At 59.0% G+C, this 23,705-nt stretch carries 18 protein-coding genes; 11 read left to right on the forward strand and 7 right to left on the reverse strand.

Translation table 11 applies throughout. From position 1 onward, the window contains the following. Positions 1–272: 272 nt before the first annotated feature. Complete coding sequence (mrdA, locus tag CKW30_RS26065) at positions 273–2,165, forward strand: penicillin-binding protein 2 (RefSeq protein ID WP_056791554.1); 1,893 nt, start codon at positions 273–275, stop codon at positions 2,163–2,165. A gap of 44 nt (positions 2,166–2,209) precedes the next feature. On the opposite strand, the gene CKW30_RS26070 is transcribed toward mrdA, so the two are convergent. Both CKW30_RS26070 and CKW30_RS26075 read right to left on the reverse strand, forming a co-directional pair. Beyond that, positions 2,210–2,614: a lysozyme inhibitor LprI family protein gene (locus CKW30_RS26070; protein WP_041477366.1), complete on the reverse strand. Its 405-nt coding sequence runs from the start codon at positions 2,612–2,614 to the stop codon at positions 2,210–2,212. Positions 2,615–2,654: 40 nt separating this feature from the next. Then, complete coding sequence (locus CKW30_RS26075) at positions 2,655–3,569, reverse strand: ADP-ribosylglycohydrolase family protein (protein WP_095182350.1); 915 nt, start codon at positions 3,567–3,569, stop codon at positions 2,655–2,657. Between the two features lie 176 nt (positions 3,570–3,745). Here CKW30_RS26075 and CKW30_RS26080 point away from each other — a divergent pair, with 176 nt between their 5' ends. Further along, positions 3,746–4,234 (forward strand): SRPBCC family protein, encoded by a 489-nt coding sequence (locus CKW30_RS26080; RefSeq protein ID WP_016775506.1) that lies wholly within the window; start codon positions 3,746–3,748, stop codon positions 4,232–4,234. Between the two features lie 314 nt (positions 4,235–4,548). Here the strand turns inward: CKW30_RS26080 and acnA are convergent, their stop codons facing one another. Beyond that, the gene (gene acnA / locus CKW30_RS26085) at positions 4,549–7,290 is read right to left on the reverse strand and encodes an aconitate hydratase AcnA (RefSeq protein ID WP_095182352.1); all 2,742 of its coding nucleotides are present in this window, start codon (positions 7,288–7,290) and stop codon (positions 4,549–4,551) included. 222 nt (positions 7,291–7,512) lie between these two features. Here acnA and rlmM point away from each other — a divergent pair, with 222 nt between their 5' ends. After that, positions 7,513–8,586 carry a 23S rRNA (cytidine(2498)-2'-O)-methyltransferase RlmM gene (gene rlmM, locus CKW30_RS26090; protein WP_041477361.1) on the forward strand — a complete coding sequence of 358 codons (1,074 nt, stop codon included), beginning with the start codon at positions 7,513–7,515 and terminating at the stop codon, positions 8,584–8,586. A 162-nt stretch (positions 8,587–8,748) separates the two neighbouring features. Further along, entirely contained in the window at positions 8,749–8,997 is a 249-nt protein-coding gene (tusA, locus tag CKW30_RS26095; protein WP_016775503.1) for a sulfurtransferase TusA, read from the forward strand. A gap of 48 nt (positions 8,998–9,045) precedes the next feature. On the opposite strand, the gene CKW30_RS26100 is transcribed toward tusA, so the two are convergent. After that, on the reverse strand, positions 9,046–10,455 hold the full coding sequence (locus CKW30_RS26100; RefSeq protein WP_095182443.1) for an MATE family efflux transporter: 1,410 nt from the start codon (positions 10,453–10,455) through the stop codon (positions 9,046–9,048). A gap of 160 nt (positions 10,456–10,615) precedes the next feature. Here CKW30_RS26100 and pdxB point away from each other — a divergent pair, with 160 nt between their 5' ends. Beyond that, positions 10,616–11,761 carry a 4-phosphoerythronate dehydrogenase PdxB gene (gene pdxB / locus CKW30_RS26105; protein ID WP_095182354.1) on the forward strand — a complete coding sequence of 382 codons (1,146 nt, stop codon included), beginning with the start codon at positions 10,616–10,618 and terminating at the stop codon, positions 11,759–11,761. A 154-nt stretch (positions 11,762–11,915) separates the two neighbouring features. Here pdxB and CKW30_RS26110 read toward each other — a convergent pair whose 3' ends face one another. Further along, complete coding sequence (locus CKW30_RS26110; RefSeq protein WP_024013646.1) at positions 11,916–12,095, reverse strand: PA1571 family protein; 180 nt, start codon at positions 12,093–12,095, stop codon at positions 11,916–11,918. A 258-nt stretch (positions 12,096–12,353) separates the two neighbouring features. Between CKW30_RS26110 and CKW30_RS26115 the strand changes: the two genes are divergently transcribed. Then, a complete protein-coding gene (locus CKW30_RS26115) occupies positions 12,354–14,135 on the forward strand; it encodes an ABC transporter transmembrane domain-containing protein (protein WP_177434240.1) in 1,782 nt (593 codons plus the stop codon). An 82-nt stretch (positions 14,136–14,217) separates the two neighbouring features. Here the strand turns inward: CKW30_RS26115 and CKW30_RS26120 are convergent, their stop codons facing one another. After that, entirely contained in the window at positions 14,218–16,146 is a 1,929-nt protein-coding gene (locus tag CKW30_RS26120; protein ID WP_095182358.1) for a transglycosylase SLT domain-containing protein, read from the reverse strand. Positions 16,147–16,360: 214 nt separating this feature from the next. Here CKW30_RS26120 and CKW30_RS26125 point away from each other — a divergent pair, with 214 nt between their 5' ends. Beyond that, on the forward strand, positions 16,361–18,283 hold the full coding sequence (locus CKW30_RS26125; protein ID WP_016775499.1) for an ATP-binding cassette domain-containing protein: 1,923 nt from the start codon (positions 16,361–16,363) through the stop codon (positions 18,281–18,283). A gap of 192 nt (positions 18,284–18,475) precedes the next feature. Here the strand turns inward: CKW30_RS26125 and CKW30_RS26130 are convergent, their stop codons facing one another. Next, on the reverse strand, positions 18,476–18,913 hold the full coding sequence (locus CKW30_RS26130; protein WP_016775498.1) for a universal stress protein: 438 nt from the start codon (positions 18,911–18,913) through the stop codon (positions 18,476–18,478). Between the two features lie 103 nt (positions 18,914–19,016). Here CKW30_RS26130 and CKW30_RS26135 point away from each other — a divergent pair, with 103 nt between their 5' ends. The 4 genes from CKW30_RS26135 (at position 19,017) to CKW30_RS26155 (ending at position 23,663) form a co-directional block, all read left to right on the forward strand. Further along, entirely contained in the window at positions 19,017–19,454 is a 438-nt protein-coding gene (locus tag CKW30_RS26135) for a hypothetical protein (RefSeq protein ID WP_095182360.1), read from the forward strand. Positions 19,455–19,981: 527 nt separating this feature from the next. Continuing rightward, entirely contained in the window at positions 19,982–22,129 is a 2,148-nt protein-coding gene (gene fadB, locus CKW30_RS26145) for a fatty acid oxidation complex subunit alpha FadB (RefSeq protein ID WP_024013640.1), read from the forward strand. A 29-nt stretch (positions 22,130–22,158) separates the two neighbouring features. Then, positions 22,159–23,334, forward strand: coding sequence for an acetyl-CoA C-acyltransferase FadA (gene fadA / locus CKW30_RS26150; protein ID WP_095182362.1), 1,176 nt, complete (start codon positions 22,159–22,161; stop codon positions 23,332–23,334). 92 nt (positions 23,335–23,426) lie between these two features. Continuing rightward, positions 23,427–23,663, forward strand: coding sequence for a DUF1653 domain-containing protein (locus CKW30_RS26155; RefSeq protein ID WP_016775494.1), 237 nt, complete (start codon positions 23,427–23,429; stop codon positions 23,661–23,663). Positions 23,664–23,705 lie beyond the last annotated feature (42 nt).

The raw sequence follows: 23,705 nt of genomic DNA on the forward strand, positions 1-23,705 counted from the left end.
CATCCCGAACTCAGCAGTGAAACGATGCATCGCCGATGGTAGTGTGGGGTTTCCCCATGTGAGAGTAGGTCATCGTCAAGATTAAATTCCGAAACCCCAATTGCGAAAGCAGTTGGGGTTTTGTTTTGCCTGCGAGAAAGTTTTTAGCCTGCCACCGGGGAAATTCATCCTGAAGTGGATGGCGAGTTTTGGTATGGTGCAGCTCGTTTTTTAACGGACTGATGTCCTGCCCACGGATCGGCACTCATTTACGTCTAAGAGTTGCTGTAGAAATGCCTGAACCAATCCCGATCAAGGACCATGAAAAAGAGACGAGGCTGGTCAACAAACGCTTGATTGCCTGTGCTCTGTTCGTGTTCGCCATCAGCTGCGCTTTGGTGGTGCGGCTGTACATTCTCCAGGTCGTGGAATTCGATTACCACTCGACCATCTCCGAAAACAACCGTGTCCATGTCCTGCCGATACCGCCGACGCGGGGATTGATCTACGACCGCAACGGCGTATTACTCGCCGACAACCGTCCCAGCTACAACCTGACCATCACCCGTGAGCGTGCAACCGACGTCAATCAAGAATTGGACGAAGTCATCAACTTGCTGCACTTGCCTGCTGAAGACCGTACGGTATTCGACAAGGCGATGAAGCAATCCCGGCATCCATTCACACCGGTCACACTGTTTTATGAGCTGACGGAAGAGCAGATCGCCGTCCTGGCGGTGAACGAATTTCGCCTGCCGGGGATTGATGTCGAACCGCAGTTTGTCCGGCACTATCCTCTCGGCGCACATTTCGCTCATTCGATCGGTTATGTCGGTCGGATCAATGAAAAGGAAGCTAAAACCCTCGACTCCGTGGAGTACCGAGGTACGCAGTCCATTGGTAAAACCGGTATCGAGCGTTTCTATGAGGCGCAGTTACACGGCCATGTCGGTTACGAAGAAGTCGAGACCAATGCTCAAGGCCGCGTGCTGCGGGTGCTCAAACATACCGATCCGGTGCCAGGTAAAAACATCGTCCTCAGTCTTGACGTCAAACTGCAGGAAGCCGCCGAAGCTGCTTTGGGCGACCGTCGTGGTTCAGTGGTAGCTCTCGACCCGTCCACCGGAGAAGTGCTGGCGATGGTCAGCAATCCGAGTTTCGATCCGAATCTGTTCGTCACCGGGATCAGTTCGAAGGAATATTCAGCGCTGCGGGATTCCATCGATCGGCCATTGTTCAACCGCGTGTTGCGTGGTCTGTACGCCCCGGGCTCGACGATCAAGCCGGAAGTCGCTATCGCTGGTCTGGACGCCGGCGTCGTGACCCCGCAGACCCGCGTATTCGATCCCGGCTATTACCAATTACCGGACTTCGACCACAAGTATCGCAACTGGAACCACAGCGGTGATGGCTGGGTGGACATGGACGCGGCGATCATGCGTTCCAACGACACCTACTTCTACGACCTGGCGCACAAGCTTGGCATCGATCGTCTGCACGACTACATGGCGATGTTCGGCCTTGGTGAAAAAGTCTCGCTGGACATGTTTGAAGAGTCCCCCGGTCTGATGCCGTCGCAGGCGTGGAAACGCGCTACACGGCGACAGGCCTGGTATCCCGGCGAGACGGTTATTCTCGGCATCGGCCAGGGATACATGCAGGTCACACCGCTGCAATTGGCCCAGGCCACTGCCCTGATCGCCAATAAGGGGATATGGAACCGGCCGCACTTGGCCAAGTCGGTCGACGGTGTAGCACCGGTCGACGAACATCCAATGCCCAATATCCTGCTCAAGGACCCGCGCGATTGGGAGCAGGTCAATCACGGTATGCAGATGGTCATGCACGATGCTCGAGGTATTGCCCGTGCGGCCGCTGCGGGTGCGCAATACCGCATCGCCGGCAAGAGTGGCACGGCGCAAGTGGTAGCGATCAAGCAAGGGGAGCGCTACAACCGCGAGAAAACCCTGGAGCGCCACCGTGATAACGCCCTGTTTGTAGGATTCGCACCGGCCGAGCATCCGAAGATCGCCATCTCGGTAATGATCGAGAACGGCGAGGCGGGTGGTCGTGTTGCCGGTCCAGTAGTGCGGCAGATCATGGACGCCTGGTTACTCGATCAGGATGGTCACCTTAAACCTCAATACGCTGCGCCGAGCAAAGCGCCGGGCGATCCTCACGTCTGAGGCGTAACGGTTCACAGCACAGGCTCCGTAAGCGGAGCCTGTGATTACGCACCCGGTACCGGGCAGCTCATATCACCTTCCTCACATTTCAAATACTGCTTGAGGGTTTCTACTCTGGCCTTGGTTACGGCTGTAAGACAACTACTGTAAACCAATGGATAAACACTCCCGCCTGCCACCCCAGAAGCCGAAAACTTGCACTCGGCATCCCGAAAGCTGACCCACGCCCGCTGCGCATTGACCAGCAGCTTCTTTCCGTCCGGGTTGTCCTTCAGGCGTCCGGTGATCTGCTGATAGAGCGTATTCAGTTCCTTGTCTGCCGCTTTGAAGGCTTGCCCCGCGCATTGATTCATCGTCGCCTGATCGCTGGCGTTGGCACAATCAACGGCGGCATGGGCGAAAGGGGCAAACAAAAAGGGCGCAGAGGCCAGAAGCAGACGCACTGACATAAGGTTCTCGCTGTATCGAGTGGAAAGAGTGTATCGAGTGTTATGTACGTAGCCGGGAGGCCTCAAGCAAGCGATCCGCAGTGGCGGTGATTTCTTCGCCTTCATGCAGCCGCTCCAGCCAGTGCTCGGGGATCGCCCGAGCGCTGTAGTAAGCACCTGCCAACTGACCCACGATAGCAGCCGTTGTATCCGCATCATCACCGAGATTGGCTGCTTTCAACACCGCTTCGGCGAATGTCTGCGTATGGTGAAAGCACCACAAAGCGGCTTCCAGCGATTGGACGCTATAACCACTGCCTTTTATTTCAGTTTCCGCTTTGTGAAGGTACTCACCCTGAGCAATCGCAACCACCTTGGGCTGGGAAAGCTTGAGCAGTGGCGCCCGGCGAAGCTGTGTTTTCTCCGCACCCTCAAGCGCTCGTGCAATCAGATCAGCCAGCAATTGGCAGCACTCGATTGCCTCCGGCGCCGCATGGGTTGTGCGCGAACTGTCGGCAGCAAAGGCCTGTATTTGGCGATTATCGGGGAAATAGAACAGCACGATGGGCGCCAACCGCATCAGCGACCCGTTGCCAGCTGTCAACGGGTCAGTCGAGCCGGCAAAAGGCTCTCCGCTTCGCTGATACTGTTGCAGCGCCTGGCTCACGGTCATGCCGATGTCGAAACATTCACCGGTGGAGCTCAGATATCCCCATTTCCACCAATTGAGATAGCGGCCCATCTGATCAGCCGCGTCGAAACCGTTTTTGCGCAGCAGGCTCTCGGCCAGGCAGAGTGCCATTGAGGTGTCATCGGTCCATTGCCCTGGCTTGAGCTGGAACGGGCCACCGCCGACCATGTCGCTCAGCGGCTGGAATGATCCTCGCGGCTGGAACTCAACTGTTGTGCCGACCGCATCGCCGCAAGCCAGGCCGAGGAGGGCGCCGCGATACCGATCGGCAAGAGAGGGCTGCATGATTCGTCCTTGTTTCTGCGGATTCGCTGGAAAGATAACAGGTCAAGCGGCGCCGATCACAGAGCGCAAACTACCGCAGGATGTGTCTGCTCGAATCGATGCCTGCAGCGCCTGGATACAACTTCGCATTGGACATGTGGTCATACAAGCCTAGTGTTCAGAACAGGAGGTGACGTATGAAACCAGTACCTAACAGTTTCGAACGCAAGATCACGCTCAAGGCGTCGCGTTCCCATGTCTGGCGCGCATTGGTCGATGCAGAGGCGTTCGGCCAGTGGTTTGGCGTGGCACTTGAGGGCCGGCGCTTCATTGCCGGTGAGTGGACGCAGGGCCAGGTCACGTACCCCGGTTATGAACACGTATTGTGGAATGTACTGATCGAGCGGGTCGAGCCGCAGCAGTTGTTTTCTTTCCGCTGGCACCCGTACGCGGTCAACCCGAAGATCGACTACTCACAAGAGCCGACCACGCTGGTCAAATTCGAACTGCAGGACTTCGAGGACGGCACTCTACTCAAGGTCTCGGAGTCCGGCTTCGCGCACATCCCTGATATCCGTCAGAAAGAGGCGTATTACATGGACAGTCGCGGCTGGGAGGAGCAGTTGAGCAGGCTTGAACAGTTTCTCGCCGAAAGCGCCAGGGCTCGTGAAAGCGGCGGTGCCTGACGGACCTAGGGGTTTTCGGAAGTGTTTGTATGGCGAATGTCTTACACGCGTTGGTAGCTTTTACGACTATTGCTGATTGGATCCACTGGGTAATCTACACACATCAACTGAGACACAGGGAGTGTTTCAGGATCATGGACGATCGACCATCGCAAGGATCGCTGCCGACAGGGAGTCGATAATGGTCTTGGGAAAAACCCGCTTCGGCGGGTTTTTTTTCGCCTGAATGTAGGAGCCGCCGAAGGCTGCGATCTTTTGATCCTGCTTTTAAAAGCCAGGTCAAAAAGATCACAGCCTGGGCGAATGTCATCCCGTCACGAAGCAATCAACTGCCGCAACACATAATGCAGGATCCCCCCGGATTTGAAGTACTCGACCTCATTCAGCGTATCAATGCGGCACAAGACTTCGATTCTCTCCTGACGCCCATCCTCCCGAGTGATAACCAGCGGCAGGTTCATCCGCGGCCTCAGCTCGACGCCGGTCAATCCCAGAATCTCGAACGTCTCTTTGCCGGTCAGATTGAGACTCTTGCGGTTCTGATCAAGCTTGAACTGCAACGGCAGCACACCCATGCCGACCAGATTCGAGCGGTGAATACGTTCGAAGCTCTCCGCAATCACCGCTTTGACGCCCAGCAGATTGGTGCCTTTCGCCGCCCAGTCACGGCTCGATCCGGTGCCGTACTCCTGACCGGCAATCACCACCAACGGCGTACCCGACGCCTGATATTTCATCGCTGCGTCATAGATCGCCATTTTTTCCCCGGTGGGAATGTAAAGTGTGTTGCCACCTTCCTCGCCACCCAGCATCTCGTTGCGAATACGGATGTTGGCAAAAGTACCGCGCATCATCACTTCATGATTGCCGCGACGCGAACCGTAGGAGTTGAAGTCGCGCGGCTCCACGCCTTTTTCCTGCAGGTATCGCCCGGCCGGGCTGTCGATCTTGATGTTGCCGGCGGGGGAGATGTGGTCGGTGGTCACTGAATCGCCGAGCAAGGCCAAGACCCGCGCGCCTTTGACGTCTTTGACTTCCGGCAGAGGGCCGGAAATGTCGTCGAAGAAAGGTGGATGCTGAATGTAGGTCGAATCGTCCTGCCACACGTAAGTCGCCGCTTGCGGCACCTCGATGGCCTGCCATTGCTCATCACCGGCAAACACTTCGGCGTATTCCTTGTGGAACATCGCCGTGTTGACCTGATTCACCGCTTCGGCGATTTCCCGGCTGCTCGGCCAGATATCGCGCAGGTACACCGGATTGCCCTGCTGATCCTCACCCAGCGGTTCGCTGCTGATGTCGGTGCGCACGCTGCCAGCCAGTGCGTAGGCGACGACCAGCGGAGGCGAGGCCAGCCAGTTGGTCTTCACCAGTGGGTGCACGCGGCCTTCGAAATTGCGGTTGCCGGACAGGACTGATGCGACGGTCAGATCGGCCTTTTGAATGGCTTTCTCGATCGGCTCCGGCAGTGGCCCGGAGTTGCCGATGCAGGTGGTGCAGCCGTAACCGACCAACGAAAAACCGAGCTGATCAAGGTACTGAGTCAGCCCGGCAGCCTTGTAATAGTCGGTGACGACTTTCGAACCGGGGGCCAGTGAGCTTTTGACCCAAGGCTTGCGCGTCAGACCTTTCTCGACAGCTTTTTTCGCCAGCAGTCCAGCAGCCATCATCACGCTCGGGTTGGAGGTGTTGGTGCAGGAGGTAATCGCGGCGATGACCACTGCACCGTTTTTCAGGCGATAGGTCTTGCCCTCGTATTCGTAGTCCGCTTCGCCCACCAGATCGGCGTTGCCCACTGCTACGCCGCCGCCACCCTCGCTTTCCAGGCGTCCTTCTTCCTTGCTGGTGGGTTTGAATTGCAGGTCGATGAAATCACTGAAGGCCTGCGCGACGTTCGGCAGCGAGACGCGATCCTGCGGACGTTTCGGTCCGGCCAGGCTGGCCTCGACGCTGCCCATGTCCAAAGCCAGGCTGTCGGTGAACACCGGCTCCTGACCCGGCAGACGCCACAGGCCTTGAGCCTTGGTGTAGGCCTCGACCAGTTTCACCACTTCCGGCGGCCGGCCGGACAGGCGCAGGTATTCCAGCGTGACATCGTCGACCGGGAAGAAGCCGCACGTCGCACCGTATTCCGGGGCCATGTTGGCGATGGTTGCGCGGTCGGCCAGTGGCAGATCGGCGAGACCATCGCCATAGAACTCGACGAATTTGCCGACTACGCCTTTCTTGCGCAGCATCTGCGTTACGGTCAGCACCAGATCGGTGGCGGTGATGCCTTCCTTGAGTTTGCCGGTGAGTTTGAAGCCGATCACTTCCGGAATCAGCATCGATACCGGTTGCCCAAGCATCGCCGCTTCCGCTTCGATCCCGCCCACGCCCCAGCCGAGTACGCCGAGGCCGTTGATCATGGTGGTGTGGGAGTCGGTGCCGACCAACGTGTCGGGGAACGCGTAGGTGCGGCCATCCTCGTCTTTGGTCCAGACGGTGCGGCCGAGATATTCGAGGTTGACCTGGTGGCAGATGCCGGTACCCGGCGGGACCACGCTGAAGTTATCGAACGCACTCTGGCCCCAGCGCAGAAAGGCATAGCGCTCGCCGTTGCGTTGCATTTCGATGTCGACGTTCTGTTCAAACGCACTGGCGCTGCCAAACTTGTCGACCATCACCGAGTGGTCGATCACCAGATCCACCGGCGACAACGGATTGATCCGTTGCGGGTCGCCACCAGCCTTGGCCATCGCCGCGCGCATTGCGGCGAGATCGACGACGGCGGGGACACCAGTAAAATCCTGCATCAATACCCGGGCGGGACGGTACTGGATTTCCCGATCAGAGCGGCGCTCCTTGAGCCAGGCGGCGATGGCTTTGAGGTCAGCGCCGGTGACGGTTTTTTCGTCTTCCCAGCGCAGCAGATTTTCCAGCAGTACCTTCAACGACATCGGCAGCTTGTCGAGGTCGCCCAGGCTTTTGGCGGCTTCCGGCAGGCTGAAATAATGGTAGGTCGTGGCATCGATTTGTAGGGTTTTCAGTGACTTCAGACTATCGAGGGACGGCATTACGATCACTCCTTTGAGTCCGCACGGCTACGGACTGAGGGGACGGGCAGAGCATTAAACCTAGCCCTGTTTTGAGTAGCTGGCTAATAACTGGACTCTATCGGCGCAACCATGGTTCCGACTTCAGCTATCATGCGCCGGTTTTCGTGACAGGCATTGCGGCAACGCAAGGCTTGAGCATCGCGCAACGGTCGAATGATCGACCGTTGCCCAGGAGTAAGAATGAACACCCTATTCATGCATTGCCGGCCCGGCTTCGAAGGCGAAGTCTGTTCGGAGATTTCCGATCTCGCCGCCCGTCTCAATGTCGCCGGTTACGCCAAAGCCAAAACCGCCACGGCCTGCGCCGAGTTTGTCTGCACTGAAGCCGACGGCGCCGAACGCCTGATGCGCGGTCAGCGTTTCGCCGAATTGATCTTCCCTCGGCAGTGGGCGCGGGGCTTTTTCATTGATCTGCCGGAAAACGATCGCATCAGCGTAATCCTCGCGCACATGGCCGATTTCCCGGTGTTTGGCAGTCTGTGGCTGGAAGTGGTCGATACCAATGACGGCAAGGAACTGTCGAATTTCTGCAAAAAATTCGAAGGCCCCCTGCGCAAGGCGCTGACCGCCGCTGGCAAACTGGTGGAAGACGCCAGCAAGCCGCGTTTGTTGCTGACCTTCAAGAGTGGCCGCGAAGTGTTTCTCGGCATGGCCGATGCCGGCAATTCGGCGATGTGGCCGATGGGCATTCCGCGCCTGAAGTTTCCTCGCGAGGCGCCGAGCCGGTCGACCTTGAAGCTGGAGGAGGCGTGGCACCACTTCATTCCACGTGATCAGTGGGAAGACCGCCTGCACAGCGACATGACCGGCGTCGACCTCGGCGCCGCGCCGGGCGGCTGGACCTGGCAACTGGTCAACCGGGGCATGCTGGTGACGGCGATCGACAACGGCCCGATGGCTGAAAGCCTGATGGAAACCGGGCTGGTCCAGCATCTGATGGCGGACGGTTTTACCTTCAAGCCAAAGCAGCCGGTGGACTGGATGGTTTGCGACATCGTCGAGAAACCGGCGCGCAACGCGGCGATGCTGGAAGAGTGGATCGGCGAGGGGCATTGCCGCGAGGCGGTGGTCAACCTGAAGCTGCCGATGAAACAGCGTTATGCCGAAGTGAAGCGTCTGCTCGAGCGCATTGCCGATGGTTTCAAGGCACGTGGGATCAAGGTTGATATCGGCTGCAAGCAGCTATATCACGACCGCGAGGAAGTGACTTGCCATCTGCGCCGGCACGACACCAGGAAAACCAAATCGCGCTGACACAACACTGAACCTGTGGGAGCGAGCCTGCTCGCGAAAGCGGTGGGGCAGCCAACGATGTGCTGACTGACGGATTGCCTTCGCGAGCAGGCTCGCTCCCACATGGGTTGGACGATAATCCCGGCGATGCGCGACAATGCCGGCCAGTTTCTGGAGTGAACCATGAGTGAAATGATCGATACCCCGGTCGACGGCACCCTCGACGCCACCGGCCTCAATTGCCCGGAGCCGGTGATGATGTTGCACCAGCACATTCGCGATCTGGTACCCGGCGGCCTGCTCAAGGTGATCGCCACCGATCCCTCGACCAAGCGCGATATCCCCAAGTTCTGCGTGTTTCTTGACCATGAGCTGGTCAGCCAGCACGAAGAGGCCGGCACCTATCTGTACTGGATTCGCAAGAAGTCCTGACTCAGGGCAAAAAAAGACCTGCAAATGCAGGTCTTTTTTTATGGGTGATCAACCCGCCGAACGACTGATTCGAATCCGCTTGCGCGCACTGCGTGTCAGACGAATCGACAGCATCAACGCTGCGCAGCTTAAGCCTACGATCAAACCCTGCCACAAACCGCTCGGACCGCGTGGCTCGCCGAGCCAATCGGTCAGGCCCAGCGCATAACCGACCGGCAGACCGATGCCCCAGTAGGCGAAGAGAGTCAGGATCATCGTCACCCGAGTGTCCTGATAGCCACGCAGTGCGCCTGCTGCGGTCACCTGGATTGCATCGGAAAACTGGAACAGCGCCGAATAGACAATCAGCATCGCCGCAATGTGAATCACCGTTGGATCAGCGGTATAGATCGCCGCAATCGGCTCGCGCAGCACCAGCATCAGGCTCGCCGACAGGCAGGCGTAGGCCAGCGCAGTGCCCATGCCGACTCCGGCGGCAAAGCGCGCTTCACGCGGTTCTTCGCGCCCAAGCGCCTGACCGACACGCACGGTGACCGCCATGCCCAGCGAATAGGGAATCATGAATACCAGCGAGCTGACGTTCAGCGCGATCTGATGCCCGGCCACCACCGTCGCGCCGAGGCTGCCGATCAGCAGCGCAATCACGGCAAAAATGCTCGACTCGGCAAACACCGCGATGCCGATCGGCAAACCAATCGACAGCAGACGTTTAATCACCGCCCACTGCGGCCAGTCGAAGCGGCTGAACAATTCGCTTGAGCGATAGGCCGGTGCCCAGCGTTCATACCCGGCCAGGCCCAGCGCCATTACCCACATCACGATCGCCGTGGCCCAACCGCAGCCGACGCCGCCCATGGCCGGCACGCCGAAGTGGCCGTAGATGAAGATGTAGTTCAGCGGGATGTTCAGCGCCAGACCGCAGAGGCCCAGCACCATGGCCGGGCGGGTGCGGCCGATGCCGTCGCTGGTGCAGCGCAGCACGTGATAGAAGGCCACCGCCGGCAAGCCGCTGGCGATGCCGTGCAGATATTGCATGCACGGGCCGATCAACTCGGGATCGACTTTCATCAGATGCAGCACCGGTTCGGCGGCGACCAGCATCGAGGTGGCGATCAATCCGACTACCAATGCCAGCCACAACGCCTGACGCACGATCGGGCCGATTTCGCTGTGCTTGCCGGCGCCGAAACGCTGGGCGACTTTTGGTGTGGTGGCCAGCAGGGTGCCGGTCATCAATAGAAACACCGGAACCCAGATCGAGTTGCCCAGCGCCACTGCCGCCAGGTCCTTGGGGCCGACGCGCCCGGCCATCACCGCATCGACGAAGCCCATGGCCGTGGTCGCCAGTTGCGCGATGATGATCGGCAGGGCCAGGGCGAGCAGGTTTTTCAACTCCAGGCGAATCCGCGCAGGGCGGCTCAGCGAGACGGCGACAGGTTGGTCAGTTACAGGGTTCACAGGCAAAGCGTCCAGAAAGTATTGATGCGCAGAGCGGCGCATTCTACGCCGCTGACGCCTCGGTCAGGAAATATCCTCTGTTGCGTATTTGTAAGCGCAAACCCTGCTGGCTGATCGACGCGTCAGCACCTAAACTGCCGATCCGCCCAAGGAGCCCGCCATGCTGATTGTTGCCGACGAAAATATCCCGCTGCTCGATGCTTTTTTTGCCGGTTTCGGCGACATCCGCAGAGTGCCGGGCCGCTCCATTGACCGCGCGACGGTTGAGCAGGCCGATGTGTTGCTGGTGCGCTCGGTGACTAACGTCAATCGCGCGCTGCTCGAAGGCAGCAAGGTGCGCTTTGTCGGCACCTGCACCATCGGCACCGATCATCTGGATCTCGATTACTTCAACGAGGCCGGGATCTGCTGGTCGAGCGCGCCGGGTTGCAATGCCCGTGGTGTAGTCGACTACGTACTGGGCAGTCTGATGACACTGGCCGAAATCGAAGGCGCGGATCTAACTCAGCGTACTTACGGCGTCGTCGGCGCCGGTGAAGTGGGGGGGCGCTTGATCAAGGTTCTCAAGGGCTTGGGCTGGAACGTCAAGGTTTGCGATCCGCCGCGTCAGGCTGCCGAGGGCGGCGAATATGTCAGCCTTGAGCAGATCATCGAGCAGTGCGACGTAATCAGTCTGCATACGCCATTGACCCGCAGCGGCGACTCTGCAACCTGGCATCTGTTCGATCAACAGCGTTTGCAGCAACTCAAGCAGGGTGCATGGCTGATCAACGCGGCGCGCGGCCCTGTGGTGGATAACGTTGCGCTGCGTGAGGTGCTGCTGGAGCGCGAGGACCTGCAAGCGGTGCTCGACGTCTGGGAAAAAGAGCCGGAAGTCGACCCTGCGTTGGCCGAACTCTGCGTATTGGCCACGCCACATATTGCCGGTTACAGCCTCGATGGCAAGCAACGCGGGACCGCGCAGATTTATCAGGCCTACTGCGCTTTCAGCGGCCAACCTGCAGCTATCCAGCTCAGCGATCTGCTGTCAGCAACCTGGTTGTCGGAAGTTTCCCTGCACGGTGACAGCGATCCGGCGTGGGCGCTGGCGATGTTGTGCCGGGGCGTGTATGACCCGCGCCGCGATGATGCGGATTTCCGCCGCAGCCTGGTGGGAAATGTCGCTGAGCAGCGCTCGGCGTTTGACGCGTTGCGCAAGCAATATCCGGTGCGACGCGAGATCGAAGGGCTGAAGGTGCGGATTGAAGGGGAGTCGCCGTTGTTGCGGCAGATTGTGGCGGCGCTGGGGGCAACCCGTGTCCTGTAGGAGCTGTCGAGTGAAACGAGGCTGCGATCTCTCGATCTTGCTTTTTGAAGATCAAAAGATCGCAGCCTTCGGCAGCTCCTACACGATTCGCAAGTAAATTACAGATATAAAAAACCCGGCCATTCAGGGCCGGGTCAGGAAGACGGTGGCTACATCACTCTTGTTCGGCAGGCTTGACCAATCGCTTCTCCAGTTCGCGGCACGCGTCCTGGATCATGTCTTCAGTGATCGGTACTTCGCGGCCCTGCTCATCGATAATCGAGCAACCCAGAGACTGGTCGGGTTTGGTGCGGATCACTTCAATCTTGTCTTCGCTGCTGTGTTGCAAGGACATGGCCTGTCTCCTCATCAGGTTGTGTGCCTAAGTTAAAACCGCCACGTGACCAGGCTGTGACAACTCCCTGCGGTCTGTCGGCGGGCGGCATCTCTACTCAAACAGAAATGACCGCTCGTCTCAACCGCAACCTTAGACCAATCGTTTCTAGCATCCGGACATCCCGGGCATATTTAACCTGACTCATTGTGATTTACAGAGTTCCACCCCATCTGAGTCTGTAGGCTGGCCCGATCCATCTGCGCAGACGTGAACTCCATGATCTCCATGTTTTCTTCCCGACACCGGCGTGCCCTGCGCCTGACCAGTCATTTTCTCCTGCCGTACCGCTGGCATGCCTTCGGCGCACTGCTCGCGCTGATCGTCACCGCCGGCATCACCTTGTCGATGGGGCAGGGCATCAAGTTGTTGGTAGACCAGGGTTTCATGACCCGTTCGCCGCATCTGCTCAATCAGTCGATCGGGATTTTCATGTTGCTGGTGCTCGGACTGGCGCTGGGCACCTTTGCCCGTTTCTATCTGGTGTCGTGGATAGGCGAGCGCGTGGTCGCCGACATTCGCCGCCAAGTGTTCAATCACTTGGTGTATCTGCATCCGGGCTTTTATGAGGATAACCGCAGCTCGGAAATCCAGTCGCGCCTGACCGCTGATACCACGCTGCTGCAATCGGTGATCGGCTCGTCGCTCTCGCTGTTCCTGCGCAATCTGCTGATGGTCATCGGTGGTGTGGTGTTGCTGTTCATCACCAATCCGAAGTTGACCAGCATTGTCGTGATTGCACTGCCGCTGGTGATCGCGCCGATCCTGATTTTCGGCCGCCGTGTGCGCAATCTGTCGCGCCAGAGCCAGGACCGTATCGCCGACATTGGCAGCTATGTGTCGGAAACCCTTGGTCAGATCAAAACCGTGCAGGCCTACAACCATCAAGTGCAGGACGAGCAGCGTTTCGCTTCTACCGTCGAGCAGGCGTTTGAAACCGCGCGTAAGAGGATCTTCCAGAGGGCGTGGTTGATCACGCTAGTGATCGTGCTGGTGCTTGGCGCGGTGGCGGTGATGTTGTGGGTCGGCGGCATGGATGTGATGGCGGGGCGGATTTCGGCTGGGGAACTGGCGGCGTTCGTTTTCTACAGCCTGATTGTCGGCAGTGCGTTCGGCACGCTGAGCGAAGTGATCGGCGAGCTGCAGCGCGCTGCTGGCGCAGCGGAGCGGATCGCAGAATTGCTGCGTTCGGAAAACATCATCCAGCCACCGTTGACCGGACTGGTCACTTTGCCAGCGCGAGTCAAAGGTGAACTTGAGCTGCGCGACGTGCGCTTTTCCTACCCCTCGCGTCCGGAAAGCTACGCAGTTGATGGCTTGAGTCTGACGGTGAGGGCGGGCGAAACCCTGGCATTGGTGGGGCCGTCCGGCGCCGGCAAGTCCACGGTTTACGACTTGTTGCTGCGCTTCTACGATCCACGCGAGGGGCAGATTTTCCTCGATGGCGTGCCGCTGACCAGCCTTGACCCGCTGGATCTGCGCCGCTGTTTCGCCCTGGTCTCGCAAACCCCCGCGTTGTTTTTCGGCAGCGTGGAGGAGAACATTCGCTACGGCTGCCCGATGGCCACGCTTGAACAGGTCAAGGAAGCTGCGCGAATTGCCCACGCCCACGACTTCATCGAACAAATGCCGGACGGCTATCAGACTCATCTGGGAGATGGCGGCCTCGGGTTGTCCGGCGGTCAGCGCCAACGTCTGGCCATTGCCCGCGCCTTGCTAGTGGACGCGCCGATCCTGCTCCTTGACGAAGCCACCAGCGCCCTCGACGCACAGAGCGAACATCTGATCCAGCAAGCTCTGCCAACGCTGATGGAAAACCGCACCACGCTGGTGATTGCCCACAGGTTGGCCACGGTGAAGAACGCTGACCGGATTGCGGTGATGGATCAAGGCAAGCTGGTAGCGGTGGGGACACATCAGGAGTTGATCGCCAGCAATCCGCTGTACGCACGGCTGGCGGCGTTGCAGTTCAATGATGGTCGATCTGTCACAGCAGACTGAGCAATCGACCAAGTAACCGACCAAAAAAATGCCCGCATCTCACGATACGGGCATTTTTCATGATCCGGCGTCAGCCTGGTGATTACTGATCGTCAAAATACCGCTCATGCCAATCCACCAGCGGTTGCGGCGAGTTGAGTTTTTGCCCGTAGATCACCGAGTAGGACAACACGTTCTGCACGTATTGACGGGTTTCGTCGAACGGGATGCTTTCCACCCAGACGTCGAAACTCAGGTGATCAGCGCCGCGCAGCCACTGACGCACGCGGCCTGGCCCGGCGTTATAAGCGGCGGAGGCGAGCACGCGGTTGCCGTTGAACTGGCTGTGCACCTGGCTGAGGTAAGCGGCGCCGAGCTGAATGTTCTTGTCTGGATTGAGCACCTGCTGCGGCGAAGCCAGGGGGATGCTGAATTTGCGTGCGGTTTCCTTGGCGGTGGCTGGCATCAGTTGCATCAGACCGCTGGCGCCGACGCCGGAGCGCGCGTCGTCCATGAAAGCACTTTCCTGCCGGGTGATCGCGAACACCCAGCTCGAATGCAGGCCGCGAACCTTGGCTTCACGCACGAGGGTATCGCGGTGCGCCATCGGGAAGCGGATGTCCAGATCGTCCCAGTACTGCGCCTGACTGATGGTGCGAATCGCCGGGAAGTACCATTTCAGGTCGTAGGCCAGTTTGGCCTGGGCGACCATTTCATCGCGGTTGAAATGACGGCTGACGTGATACCACTCGCGACGCCCGTCGACGATCTGCCCGCGTGCATGAAACTCCAGCGCGCGCCGCACGCCGGGGGTGTTACGAACCTTGTTGATCAACGCCTGGCTGAGCACCAGCGGCTTGTTGTTCAGCGAGTAAGGCGACTGTGAACGGTCTGCGGCGAGGAAGCCGTAGAAGTCTCGTTCCCGCGCCAGATTCTTGTACAGGGTCAGCGCTTGCGGGTTTTGTGGCTCGGCCAGTTCCAGACTGCGCGCCTGCCAATAGCGCCAACGGTTGGTGGTGGCCAGGTCTTGCGGCAGACGTTTGGTCAATTCGTAGGCATCGTTCCAGCGTGCCAGACGCAGCAGCAGGCGCAGGCGCCATTCCGAGACGGTGTTGTCGCGCAGCTCCGGATCGTATTTGGTCATCACGTCCAGCGCGCGGCTGTCGAAGCGGCGCGCGAGGGTCAGGCCGATCTCGCGAGCGATCGCGACCTTCTCATCGCGAGAGAAATGCATGCTGCTGGCGTAACCGTCGAGCAAAGCCATGGCCTTGTCCGGATCCTGCCGAGCGAGGCGGCGCAAGCCGAGGCTGACGACGTCTGACATCGGCTCGTCGGCCGGGGTGAAGCGCGACGGCTGATTGAGCAATTCGGGTTTCTGCGCCACGTCGACCAGCAAACGACCGCGCGGGGCGAGGGTGGTCAGGCCGTTGATCAGGCTGTTGGCCAGCGGATAGTTGCGTGCCTGCGCAGCAAGTTTGGTGCGCTCCCAACGTTTCTGCTCGGTAAGCTGGCCGTCGGCAGCCCAGATGCCGAACAGCGCGTCACAGGCGGCGGGTTGCGATTTGCCGGTCAGCCAGAGTTTTTCTGCGTTCGCATAGCCTTCAGCCTTCTTGTCGTGGCTGATTTGGTATTGCGCGTTGAGGCAGTCGAGCTCAGTGAAATTCAGCTTCGGATCGTAATATTTGACGAAGGTCGCCCAGTCGCCACGGTCGGCGAGCCAGCGCAACCAGCGCAGCTTCATCCAGTTGGCCTGGGGCAGATCACCGTGCTCGGCGAGAAATTTCTCGATCTCTGCGTTGCTCGCGGTCTTCAGACGCGCGGTCAATTCGTCGTAGGCCAAGTACGGTTCCAGCGGATAATCGGCCAGCGCCTGGCTGTAACGGAAATACGGGCCGGTATCACCCTTGGCCAAGGCGCGCTTGGCTTCATCGTAATACTGGCGTTGGGTGGACAAGTCCACCGCCTGGACGGATTGAGCGGCAGCGGCGGTAAGAAACAAGCAGGACAACACACTGAAAAGGCGACTGCGCATGAGACATCCGGGCAGAGAAATCATGACAAGTGCCGATCGGAATCCGCACTGAATTGACTGTAGCTTAGCCTTTTGCCAGCAAGCGGCGAAAGCTTTGCGAGCCTCGCTGCACAAGTTCGCAACAAAAGTCGTGCAGAGTGCTTCGACAGACAAATTGCCGGCCTGCTGAAGCCTCAAGTCAGGTAGAATGCGCGCCCGGTTTTTGGAGAAGCTCATGACCCTGCTCAAATTCAGCGATGTGTCCCTTGCGTTCGGCGCTATGCCGTTGTTGGATAAGGTGTCCTGGCAGATCGCCCGTGGTGAGCGGGTGTGCATCATCGGCCGCAATGGCACTGGCAAGTCCAGCATGATGAAACTGGTCAAGGGCGACCAGAAGCCCGATGACGGCTCGGTGTGGCGTGCCCCCGGTCTGAAAATCGGCGAATTGCCGCAAGAATTGCCAGTTGCCGACGACCGGACGGTATTCGACGTGGTGGCTGAAGGCCTCGATGGTGTTGGCGCCTTGCTCGCCGAATATCATCACCTGAGCCAGAACATCGTCACCGACGCCGATCTGGACAAGCTGATGCACGTTCAGCACGACCTCGAAGCCCGTGATGGCTGGCGCCTTCAAACGCTGGTCGACAGCACCCTGAGCCGTCTGCAACTGCCGGCCGACAAGACTCTCGCCGAACTCTCCGGCGGCTGGCGTCGTCGCGTGCTGCTGGCGCAGGCGCTGGTGTCCGAACCGGATCTGCTGCTGCTCGACGAACCGACCAACCACCTGGACATCGGTGCGATTGCCTGGCTCGAAGAGGCGCTGAAAGATTTCCAGGGCGCCGTGCTGTTCATCACGCACGACCGTTCCTTCCTGCAAAACCTCGCCACGCGCATCCTCGAACTGGATCGCGGTGGGCTGATCGACTGGAACGGCGACTACGCCAGTTTCCTCGTGCACAAAGAAGCTGCGCTGGCCGCTGAAGAAACCGCCAACGCGCTGTTCGACAAGCGTCTGGCTCAGGAAGAGGTGTGGATCCGTCAGGGCATCAAGGCCCGCCGCACTCGTAACGAAGGTCGTGTGCGCGCTCTGAAAGCCCTGCGCGTTGAGCGCAGTGAGCGTCGCGAGCGTACCGGCAAGGCCAACATCCAGCTGGAAACCGCCGACAAATCCGGCAAGCAGGTAATGGTCCTCGAGAACGTGAGCTTCGCGCATCCGGGCGGGCCGTTCCTGATCAAGGATTTCTCCATGGTCCTGCAGCGCGGCGACCGTATCGGTCTGCTCGGCGCCAACGGTACCGGCAAGACCACCCTGTTGAAACTGATGCTCAGCGGTCTGCAACCGACCAGCGGTAAAGTGGAAGAGGGCACGCGCATCGACGTGGCGTACTTCGACCAGTTGCGCCATCAGCTGGATCTGGAAAAAACCGTGATCGACAACGTCGCCGAAGGTCGCGACTTCATCGACATCGACGGGCAGAGCCGTCACGTGCTGAGCTATCTCGGCGACTTCCTGTTCAGCCCGCAGCGTGCACGCACGCCGGTCAAGGCGTTGTCGGGTGGTGAACGTGCGCGTCTGTTGCTGGCGAAGCTGTTCAGCAAACCGGCGAACCTGCTGGTGCTCGACGAACCGACCAACGACCTCGATGTGGAAACTCTCGAGCTGCTCGAAGAAGTGCTGCTGACTTTCAACGGCACCGTGCTGATGGTCAGCCACGACCGGGCATTCCTCGATAACGTGGTGACCAGCACCCTGGTCTTCGAAGGTGAAGGCAAGGTTCGTGAATACGTCGGCGGCTATCAGGACTGGATCCGTCAGGGCGGTTCGCCGCGTCTGTTGGGCGTGACTGAAAGCAAGTCGGGCAAGGCTGACCTGAACTCGGCGGTGGTTAGCGCTGAGCCGGCTCCGGTGGCTGCGCCTGCGGCTGCCGCTCCGGTTGCCAAGAAGAAACTGAGCTACAAGCTGCAGCGCGAGCTGGAAGCCTTGCCGGGCGACATCGACGCCAAGGAGCAGCAGATCGCCGCGGTTGAAGCGGAAATGGCTGAAGCCGGTTTCTATCAGCGTCCGCCGGCGGAAACGGCCAAGGTGATTGCTTCGCTGGAGCAATTGCAGGCCGAGCTGGATGCGTTGGTGGAGCGTTGGGCCGAGCTGGATGCCTGATTGCTCCTGATGTGAAAAAGCCCGGCGCTCAGTGATGAGCGCCGGGCTTTTCATATGTAGCGCGATCTACAGGCTGGAGCAGGTCAACTGTGAGAGCGAGCCTGCTCGCGAAAGCGGTGTGTCAGGCGGCACTCATATTGAATGTGCCGACGTATTCGCGAGCAGGCCCGCTCCCACAAACTGCAAGACAGATCAGCGTTTGACCAGGTGCACCGCGAGTACATCGCATGGCGCACCGTGCAGCACGTCATTCGCGGTCGAGCCGAGCAGCAGTGCCAGGCCATGGCGGCCATGACTGCCGACCACAATCAGATCGCACGCTTGTTCCTTGGCGAAATGATGGATTTCCTGGCGTGGCTGGCCGTAGGTCAGATGGCAATTGGCGCCTTCGAGCTCGGGGTATTTCGATTTGAGTTTTTCAAGACGCTCCTTGGCCTGATCAAACTGCTGTTGTTGCAGTTGTGACAGGTCCATTGGCACGTCGCCACCGAAGGCCATGGCCATAGGTTCAACGATATGCACCAGCGACAACTTGGCAGCATTGCTCACCGACAGCTCGCGGGCGCGGTGGATCACAGGGTCGCACTCTTCGGTCAGATCTACGGCGACCAGTATGTGGTGGTAGGGCATGAGGTGCTCCTCCTGAGGGTTCGATATTGGTAAGTATGGCTGGTTTCAAGCGCATTGGTTCGCAAGTGACACAATGGGCTCATCAAAAATCGGGAGTACAGATATGACGGTCTGGCTGGTGGTGTCAATCCTGCTGGTAGTTTTAAGTCCGCTGGCATGGTTGCGCCCGTCTCGCGGGCAGAGCGGGCGCATGGCCCTGCGCATGGAGGCGCGACGCATCGGCCTGGCCATGCAGCTGGCGCCGCAGGAGTGGCCGCACTGGCTGCTGCCGGAGCCGCCAAACCCCTGCGCCCAGTACCACCGGCCCCGGCGTGGCAGTCAACCGGCGTGCTGGACCTATTGGCAGAAAACCCCGGGCGTGTGGGTCAATCAATGGCAAGAAGTCTGCGATGACCGGATCCTGCTCGATTATTTCGAAAAATTGCCGGGCAATGTTTTCAAGATCGAAGCGGACAAGCAGATGATCGCCTTGTACTGGGGCGAGAAGGGCGAGGCGACGGTTCTGCAGGATATCGACGCGACCCTGAAAGCACTGGCGTGATGCGCGGACTTTTCTCACTGCAACGGTGTGAAACGTCCGGCAGACGCGCAATAAAAAGCCCGACATGATTCGTCGGGCGGATTGGCCAGGCAGGCCGGTAATCTTTTTTTGCGGCAGGCGCTTTGATCGCCTCGGCAAATCTCCTCGCAGTCCACCCAGCGTAGCCTTCTGAACAGGGCTCGGCGGAAATTAGGGCGACTTTTCTAACTATTGATTCTATGAATGGCTCAACATCGAGACGGGTGTTGCTGCTCATCATGGTGCAGAAATGACCGCAAAGTCGCATTTCAGCCCGAATTTAGGGCGATTGACAATTGTCTGAAATTCCGTGAAGGTGACGTACCCGAATCAAACGGGCGTATGAATTGAGCGTTTGTCTTACAGACTGCTCCTACAGAATCCCGACTATCGCGTTGGCGGGTGTGCCAGGCGGACAGGTGTCAGCATCGACGAACAAAGCGTCCTTCTGAGCCATATGCCTGCGTCCGACGTGTACTGTTCAGCTTCCATATCGTGGAGATCAGTTGATGATTTACGAAGGTAAAGCCATCACGGTTAAAGCTCTTGAAAGTGGCATCGTCGAATTGAAATTCGACCTCAAGGGTGAGTCCGTCAACAAGTTCAACCGTCTAACCCTGAACGAACTGCGTCAGGCCGTAGACACCATCAAGGCAGATGCTTCGATCAAGGGCGTGATCGTCAGCAGCGGCAAGGACGTGTTCATCGTCGGCGCCGACATCACCGAATTTGTCGACAACTTCAAGCTGCCGGATGCCGAGCTGGTTGCAGGCAATCTCGAAGCCAACAAGATCTTCAGCGATTTCGAAGACCTCAACGTGCCGACCGTCGCGGCCATCAACGGCATCGCCCTCGGTGGCGGTCTGGAAATGTGCCTGGCGGCTGACTATCGCGTCATGTCCACCAAGGCCAAGATTGGTCTGCCGGAAGTGAAACTGGGCATCTACCCGGGCTTCGGCGGTACCGTACGCCTGCCACGCCTGATCGGTGTCGACAACGCCATCGAGTGGATTGCCGCCGGCAAGGAAAACCGCCCTGAAGACGCGCTGAAAGTCAGCGCCGTCGACGCCGTAGTCGCCCCTGAAAAATTGCAGGAAGCTGCCCTTGAGCTGATCAAGCGCGCCATCTCCGGTGAGTTCGATTACAAAGCCAAGCGTCAGCCGAAACTTGAAAAACTCAAGTTGAACGCCATTGAGCAAATGATGGCTTTCGAAACCGCCAAAGGTTTCGTGGCTGGCCAGGCCGGCCCGAACTACCCGGCGCCGGTTGAAGCGATCAAGACCATCCAGAAAGCCGCGAACTTCGGTCGCGACAAAGCGCTGGAAGTGGAAGCTGCAGGCTTCGTCAAACTGGCCAAGACCTCTGCCGCACAGAGCCTGATCGGCCTGTTCCTGAACGATCAGGAGCTGAAGAAAAAGGCCAAGGCCTACGACGAAATCGCCAAAGACGTGAAGCAGGCTGCCGTACTCGGCGCCGGCATCATGGGTGGCGGTATCGCTTATCAGTCGGCCTCCAAAGGCACGCCGATCCTGATGAAGGACATCAACGAGCACGGTATCGAGCAGGGTCTGGCCGAAGCCGCCAAGCTGCTGGTCGGCCGTGTTGACAAGGGTCGCATGACCGCGGCGAAGATGGCTGAAGTGCTCAACGGCATTCGTCCGACCCTGTCCTACGGCGACTTCGGTCACGTCGATCTGGTCGTCGAAGCTGTGGTCGAAAACCCGAAGGTCAAGCAAGCGGTACTGGCTGAAGTCGAAGACAAGGTCAAAGAGGACACCATCCTCGCGTCCAACACCTCGACCATTTCCATCAGCCTGCTGGCCAAGGCCCTCAAGCGTCCGGAAAACTTCGTCGGCATGCACTTCTTCAACCCGGTGCACATGATGCCGCTGGTGGAAGTGATCCGTGGCGAGAAGTCCAGTGAACTGGCGATCGCCACCACCGTTGCCTACGCGAAGAAAATGGGCAAGAACCCGATCGTCGTCAATGACTGCCCGGGCTTCCTGGTCAACCGCGTGCTGTTCCCGTACTTCGGCGGTTTCGCCAAGCTGGTCAGCGCCGGTGTCGACTTCGTTCGCATCGACAAAGTGATGGAAAAATTCGGCTGGCCAATGGGCCCGGCTTACCTGATGGACGTGGTCGGCATCGACACCGGTCACCACGGTCGCGACGTCATGGCTGAAGGTTTCCCGGATCGCATGAAGGATGACCGTCGTTCGGCCATCGACGTGCTGTACGAAGCCAAACGCCTGGGCCAGAAGAACGGCAAGGGCTTCTACGCCTACGAGGCCGACAAGAAAGGCAAGCAGAAGAAAGTCGCCGATCCGTCGGTACTCGAAGTGCTCAAGCCGATCGTTTACGAGCAGCGCGAAGTCACTGACGAAGACATCATCAACTGGATGATGATCCCGCTGTGCCTGGAAACCGTGCGCTGCCTGGAAGACGGCATCGTTGAAACCGCCGCCGAAGCCGACATGGGTCTGGTCTACGGTATCGGTTTCCCTCCATTCCGTGGCGGTGCGCTGCGCTACATCGATTCGATCGGTGTTGCCGAGTTCGTTGCCCTGGCTGACCAGTACGCTGATTTGGGCGCGCTGTACCACCCGACCGCGAAGCTGCGCGAAATGGCCAAGAACGGCCAGAGCTTCTTCGGTTAAGCGCCCCCAACTAGAGTGAGAGTGAACTTATGAGCTTGAATCCTAGAGACGTCGTGATTGTCGACTTCGGTCGTACTCCGATGGGCCGCTCCAAGGGCGGCATGCACCGCAACACCCGCGCTGAAGACATGTCGGCGCACCTGATCAGCAAACTGCTGGAACGCAACACCAAGGTCGACCCGGCGGAAGTCGAGGACGTGATCTGGGGCTGCGTCAACCAGACCCTGGAGCAGGGCTGGAACATCGCGCGCATGGCGTCGCTGATGACCCAGATTCCGCACACTTCGGCCGGCCAGACCGTCAGCCGTCTGTGCGGTTCGTCGATGAGCGCGCTGCACACTGCTGCGCAAGCGATCATGACCGGCAACGGTGACGTGTTCGTGGTCGGCGGCGTCGAGCACATGGGCCACGTGAGCATGATGCACGGTGTCGATCCGAACCCACACATGTCGCTGTACGCGGCGAAAGCCTCGGGCATGATGGGCCTGACCGCTGAAATGCTCGGCAAGATGCACGGCATCACCCGTGAGCAGCAGGATGCCTTTGGCGTGCGTTCCCACCAGTTGGCCCACAAGGCAACCGTGGAAGGCAAGTTCAAGGACGAAATCATCCCGATGCAGGGTTACGACGAGAACGGTTTCCTGAAACTGTACGACTACGACGAAACCATTCGTCCGGAAACCACCCTGGAAAGTCTGGCGGCACTCAAGCCGGCCTTCAATCCGAAAGGCGGCACCGTGACTGCCGGTACTTCGTCGCAGATCACCGATGGTGCTTCGTGCATGATCGTGATGTCGGCGCAGCGTGCACAGGACCTGGGTATCCAGCCTATGGCGGTTATCCGTTCGATGGCAGTGGCGGGTGTGGACCCGGCGATCATGGGCTATGGTCCAGTGCCGGCAACACAAAAAGCCCTGAAGCGCGCAGGCCTTGGCATCAACGATATCGACTTCTTCGAGCTCAACGAAGCTTTCGCCGCACAGGCTCTGCCAGTGCTGAAAGATCTGAAAGTGCTCGACAAGATGAACGAGAAGGTTAACCTGCACGGCGGCGCGATCGCCCTGGGTCACCCGTTCGGTTGCTCCGGTGCACGTATTTCCGGCACCCTGTTGAACGTGATGAAGCAGAATAGCGGCACCTTCGGGGTGGCCACTATGTGCATTGGTCTCGGCCAAGGCATCTCCACCGTCTTCGAACGCGTTTAAGCGTCTCGTCGATGGAAGCCGGGGCCCAGTGCCCCGGTTTTTGTTTTTGGGTTTTTATTTATTTTTGAAAAGATTTCAGTGAGGGCCGAAGCATGCCGATACAACCTGGGCTCTACCAACATTACAAAGGTCCGCAATACCGTGTATTCAGTGTTGCGCGGCATTCCGAAACCGAAGAAGAAGTGGTCTTTTACCAAGCCCTGTATGGCGATTACGGCTTTTGGGTGCGCCCGCTGAGCATGTTCGTCGAGTCGGTCGAGGTTGACGGCGAGCAGGTGCCGCGCTTTGCTTTGGTGCAAGCCGAACCGAGCCTTTTTGACAAGGCATGAGGCGACTGCGCAGACAACCCTGCGCTTGACCTCACCTTGTAT

It is taken from the genome of Pseudomonas sp. Irchel 3F6 (assembly GCF_900187595.1).
In the GTDB taxonomy this organism is placed as follows: Bacteria; Pseudomonadota; Gammaproteobacteria; order Pseudomonadales; family Pseudomonadaceae; genus Aquipseudomonas; species Aquipseudomonas siliginis.

Coding starts and splice junctions, on each gene's coding strand:
- CKW30_RS26130 (WP_016775498.1), bottom strand. CDS start 18,913: ATGCCCTACCACCACATACTGGTCGCCGTAGATCTGACCGAAGAGTGC.
- CKW30_RS26135 (WP_095182360.1), top strand. CDS start 19,017: ATGACGGTCTGGCTGGTGGTGTCAATCCTGCTGGTAGTTTTAAGTCCG.
- acnA (WP_095182352.1), bottom strand. CDS start 7,290: ATGCCGTCCCTCGATAGTCTGAAGTCACTGAAAACCCTACAAATCGAT.
- CKW30_RS26125 (WP_016775499.1), top strand. CDS start 16,361: ATGACCCTGCTCAAATTCAGCGATGTGTCCCTTGCGTTCGGCGCTATG.
- CKW30_RS26070 (WP_041477366.1), bottom strand. CDS start 2,614: ATGTCAGTGCGTCTGCTTCTGGCCTCTGCGCCCTTTTTGTTTGCCCCT.
- pdxB (WP_095182354.1), top strand. CDS start 10,616: ATGCTGATTGTTGCCGACGAAAATATCCCGCTGCTCGATGCTTTTTTT.
- CKW30_RS26075 (WP_095182350.1), bottom strand. CDS start 3,569: ATGCAGCCCTCTCTTGCCGATCGGTATCGCGGCGCCCTCCTCGGCCTG.
- CKW30_RS26110 (WP_024013646.1), bottom strand. CDS start 12,095: ATGTCCTTGCAACACAGCAGCGAAGACAAGATTGAAGTGATCCGCACC.
- fadB (WP_024013640.1), top strand. CDS start 19,982: ATGATTTACGAAGGTAAAGCCATCACGGTTAAAGCTCTTGAAAGTGGC.
- CKW30_RS26080 (WP_016775506.1), top strand. CDS start 3,746: ATGAAACCAGTACCTAACAGTTTCGAACGCAAGATCACGCTCAAGGCG.
- CKW30_RS26115 (WP_177434240.1), top strand. CDS start 12,354: ATGATCTCCATGTTTTCTTCCCGACACCGGCGTGCCCTGCGCCTGACC.
- CKW30_RS26120 (WP_095182358.1), bottom strand. CDS start 16,146: ATGCGCAGTCGCCTTTTCAGTGTGTTGTCCTGCTTGTTTCTTACCGCC.
- rlmM (WP_041477361.1), top strand. CDS start 7,513: ATGAACACCCTATTCATGCATTGCCGGCCCGGCTTCGAAGGCGAAGTC.
- CKW30_RS26155 (WP_016775494.1), top strand. CDS start 23,427: ATGCCGATACAACCTGGGCTCTACCAACATTACAAAGGTCCGCAATAC.
- mrdA (WP_056791554.1), top strand. CDS start 273: ATGCCTGAACCAATCCCGATCAAGGACCATGAAAAAGAGACGAGGCTG.
- tusA (WP_016775503.1), top strand. CDS start 8,749: ATGAGTGAAATGATCGATACCCCGGTCGACGGCACCCTCGACGCCACC.
- fadA (WP_095182362.1), top strand. CDS start 22,159: ATGAGCTTGAATCCTAGAGACGTCGTGATTGTCGACTTCGGTCGTACT.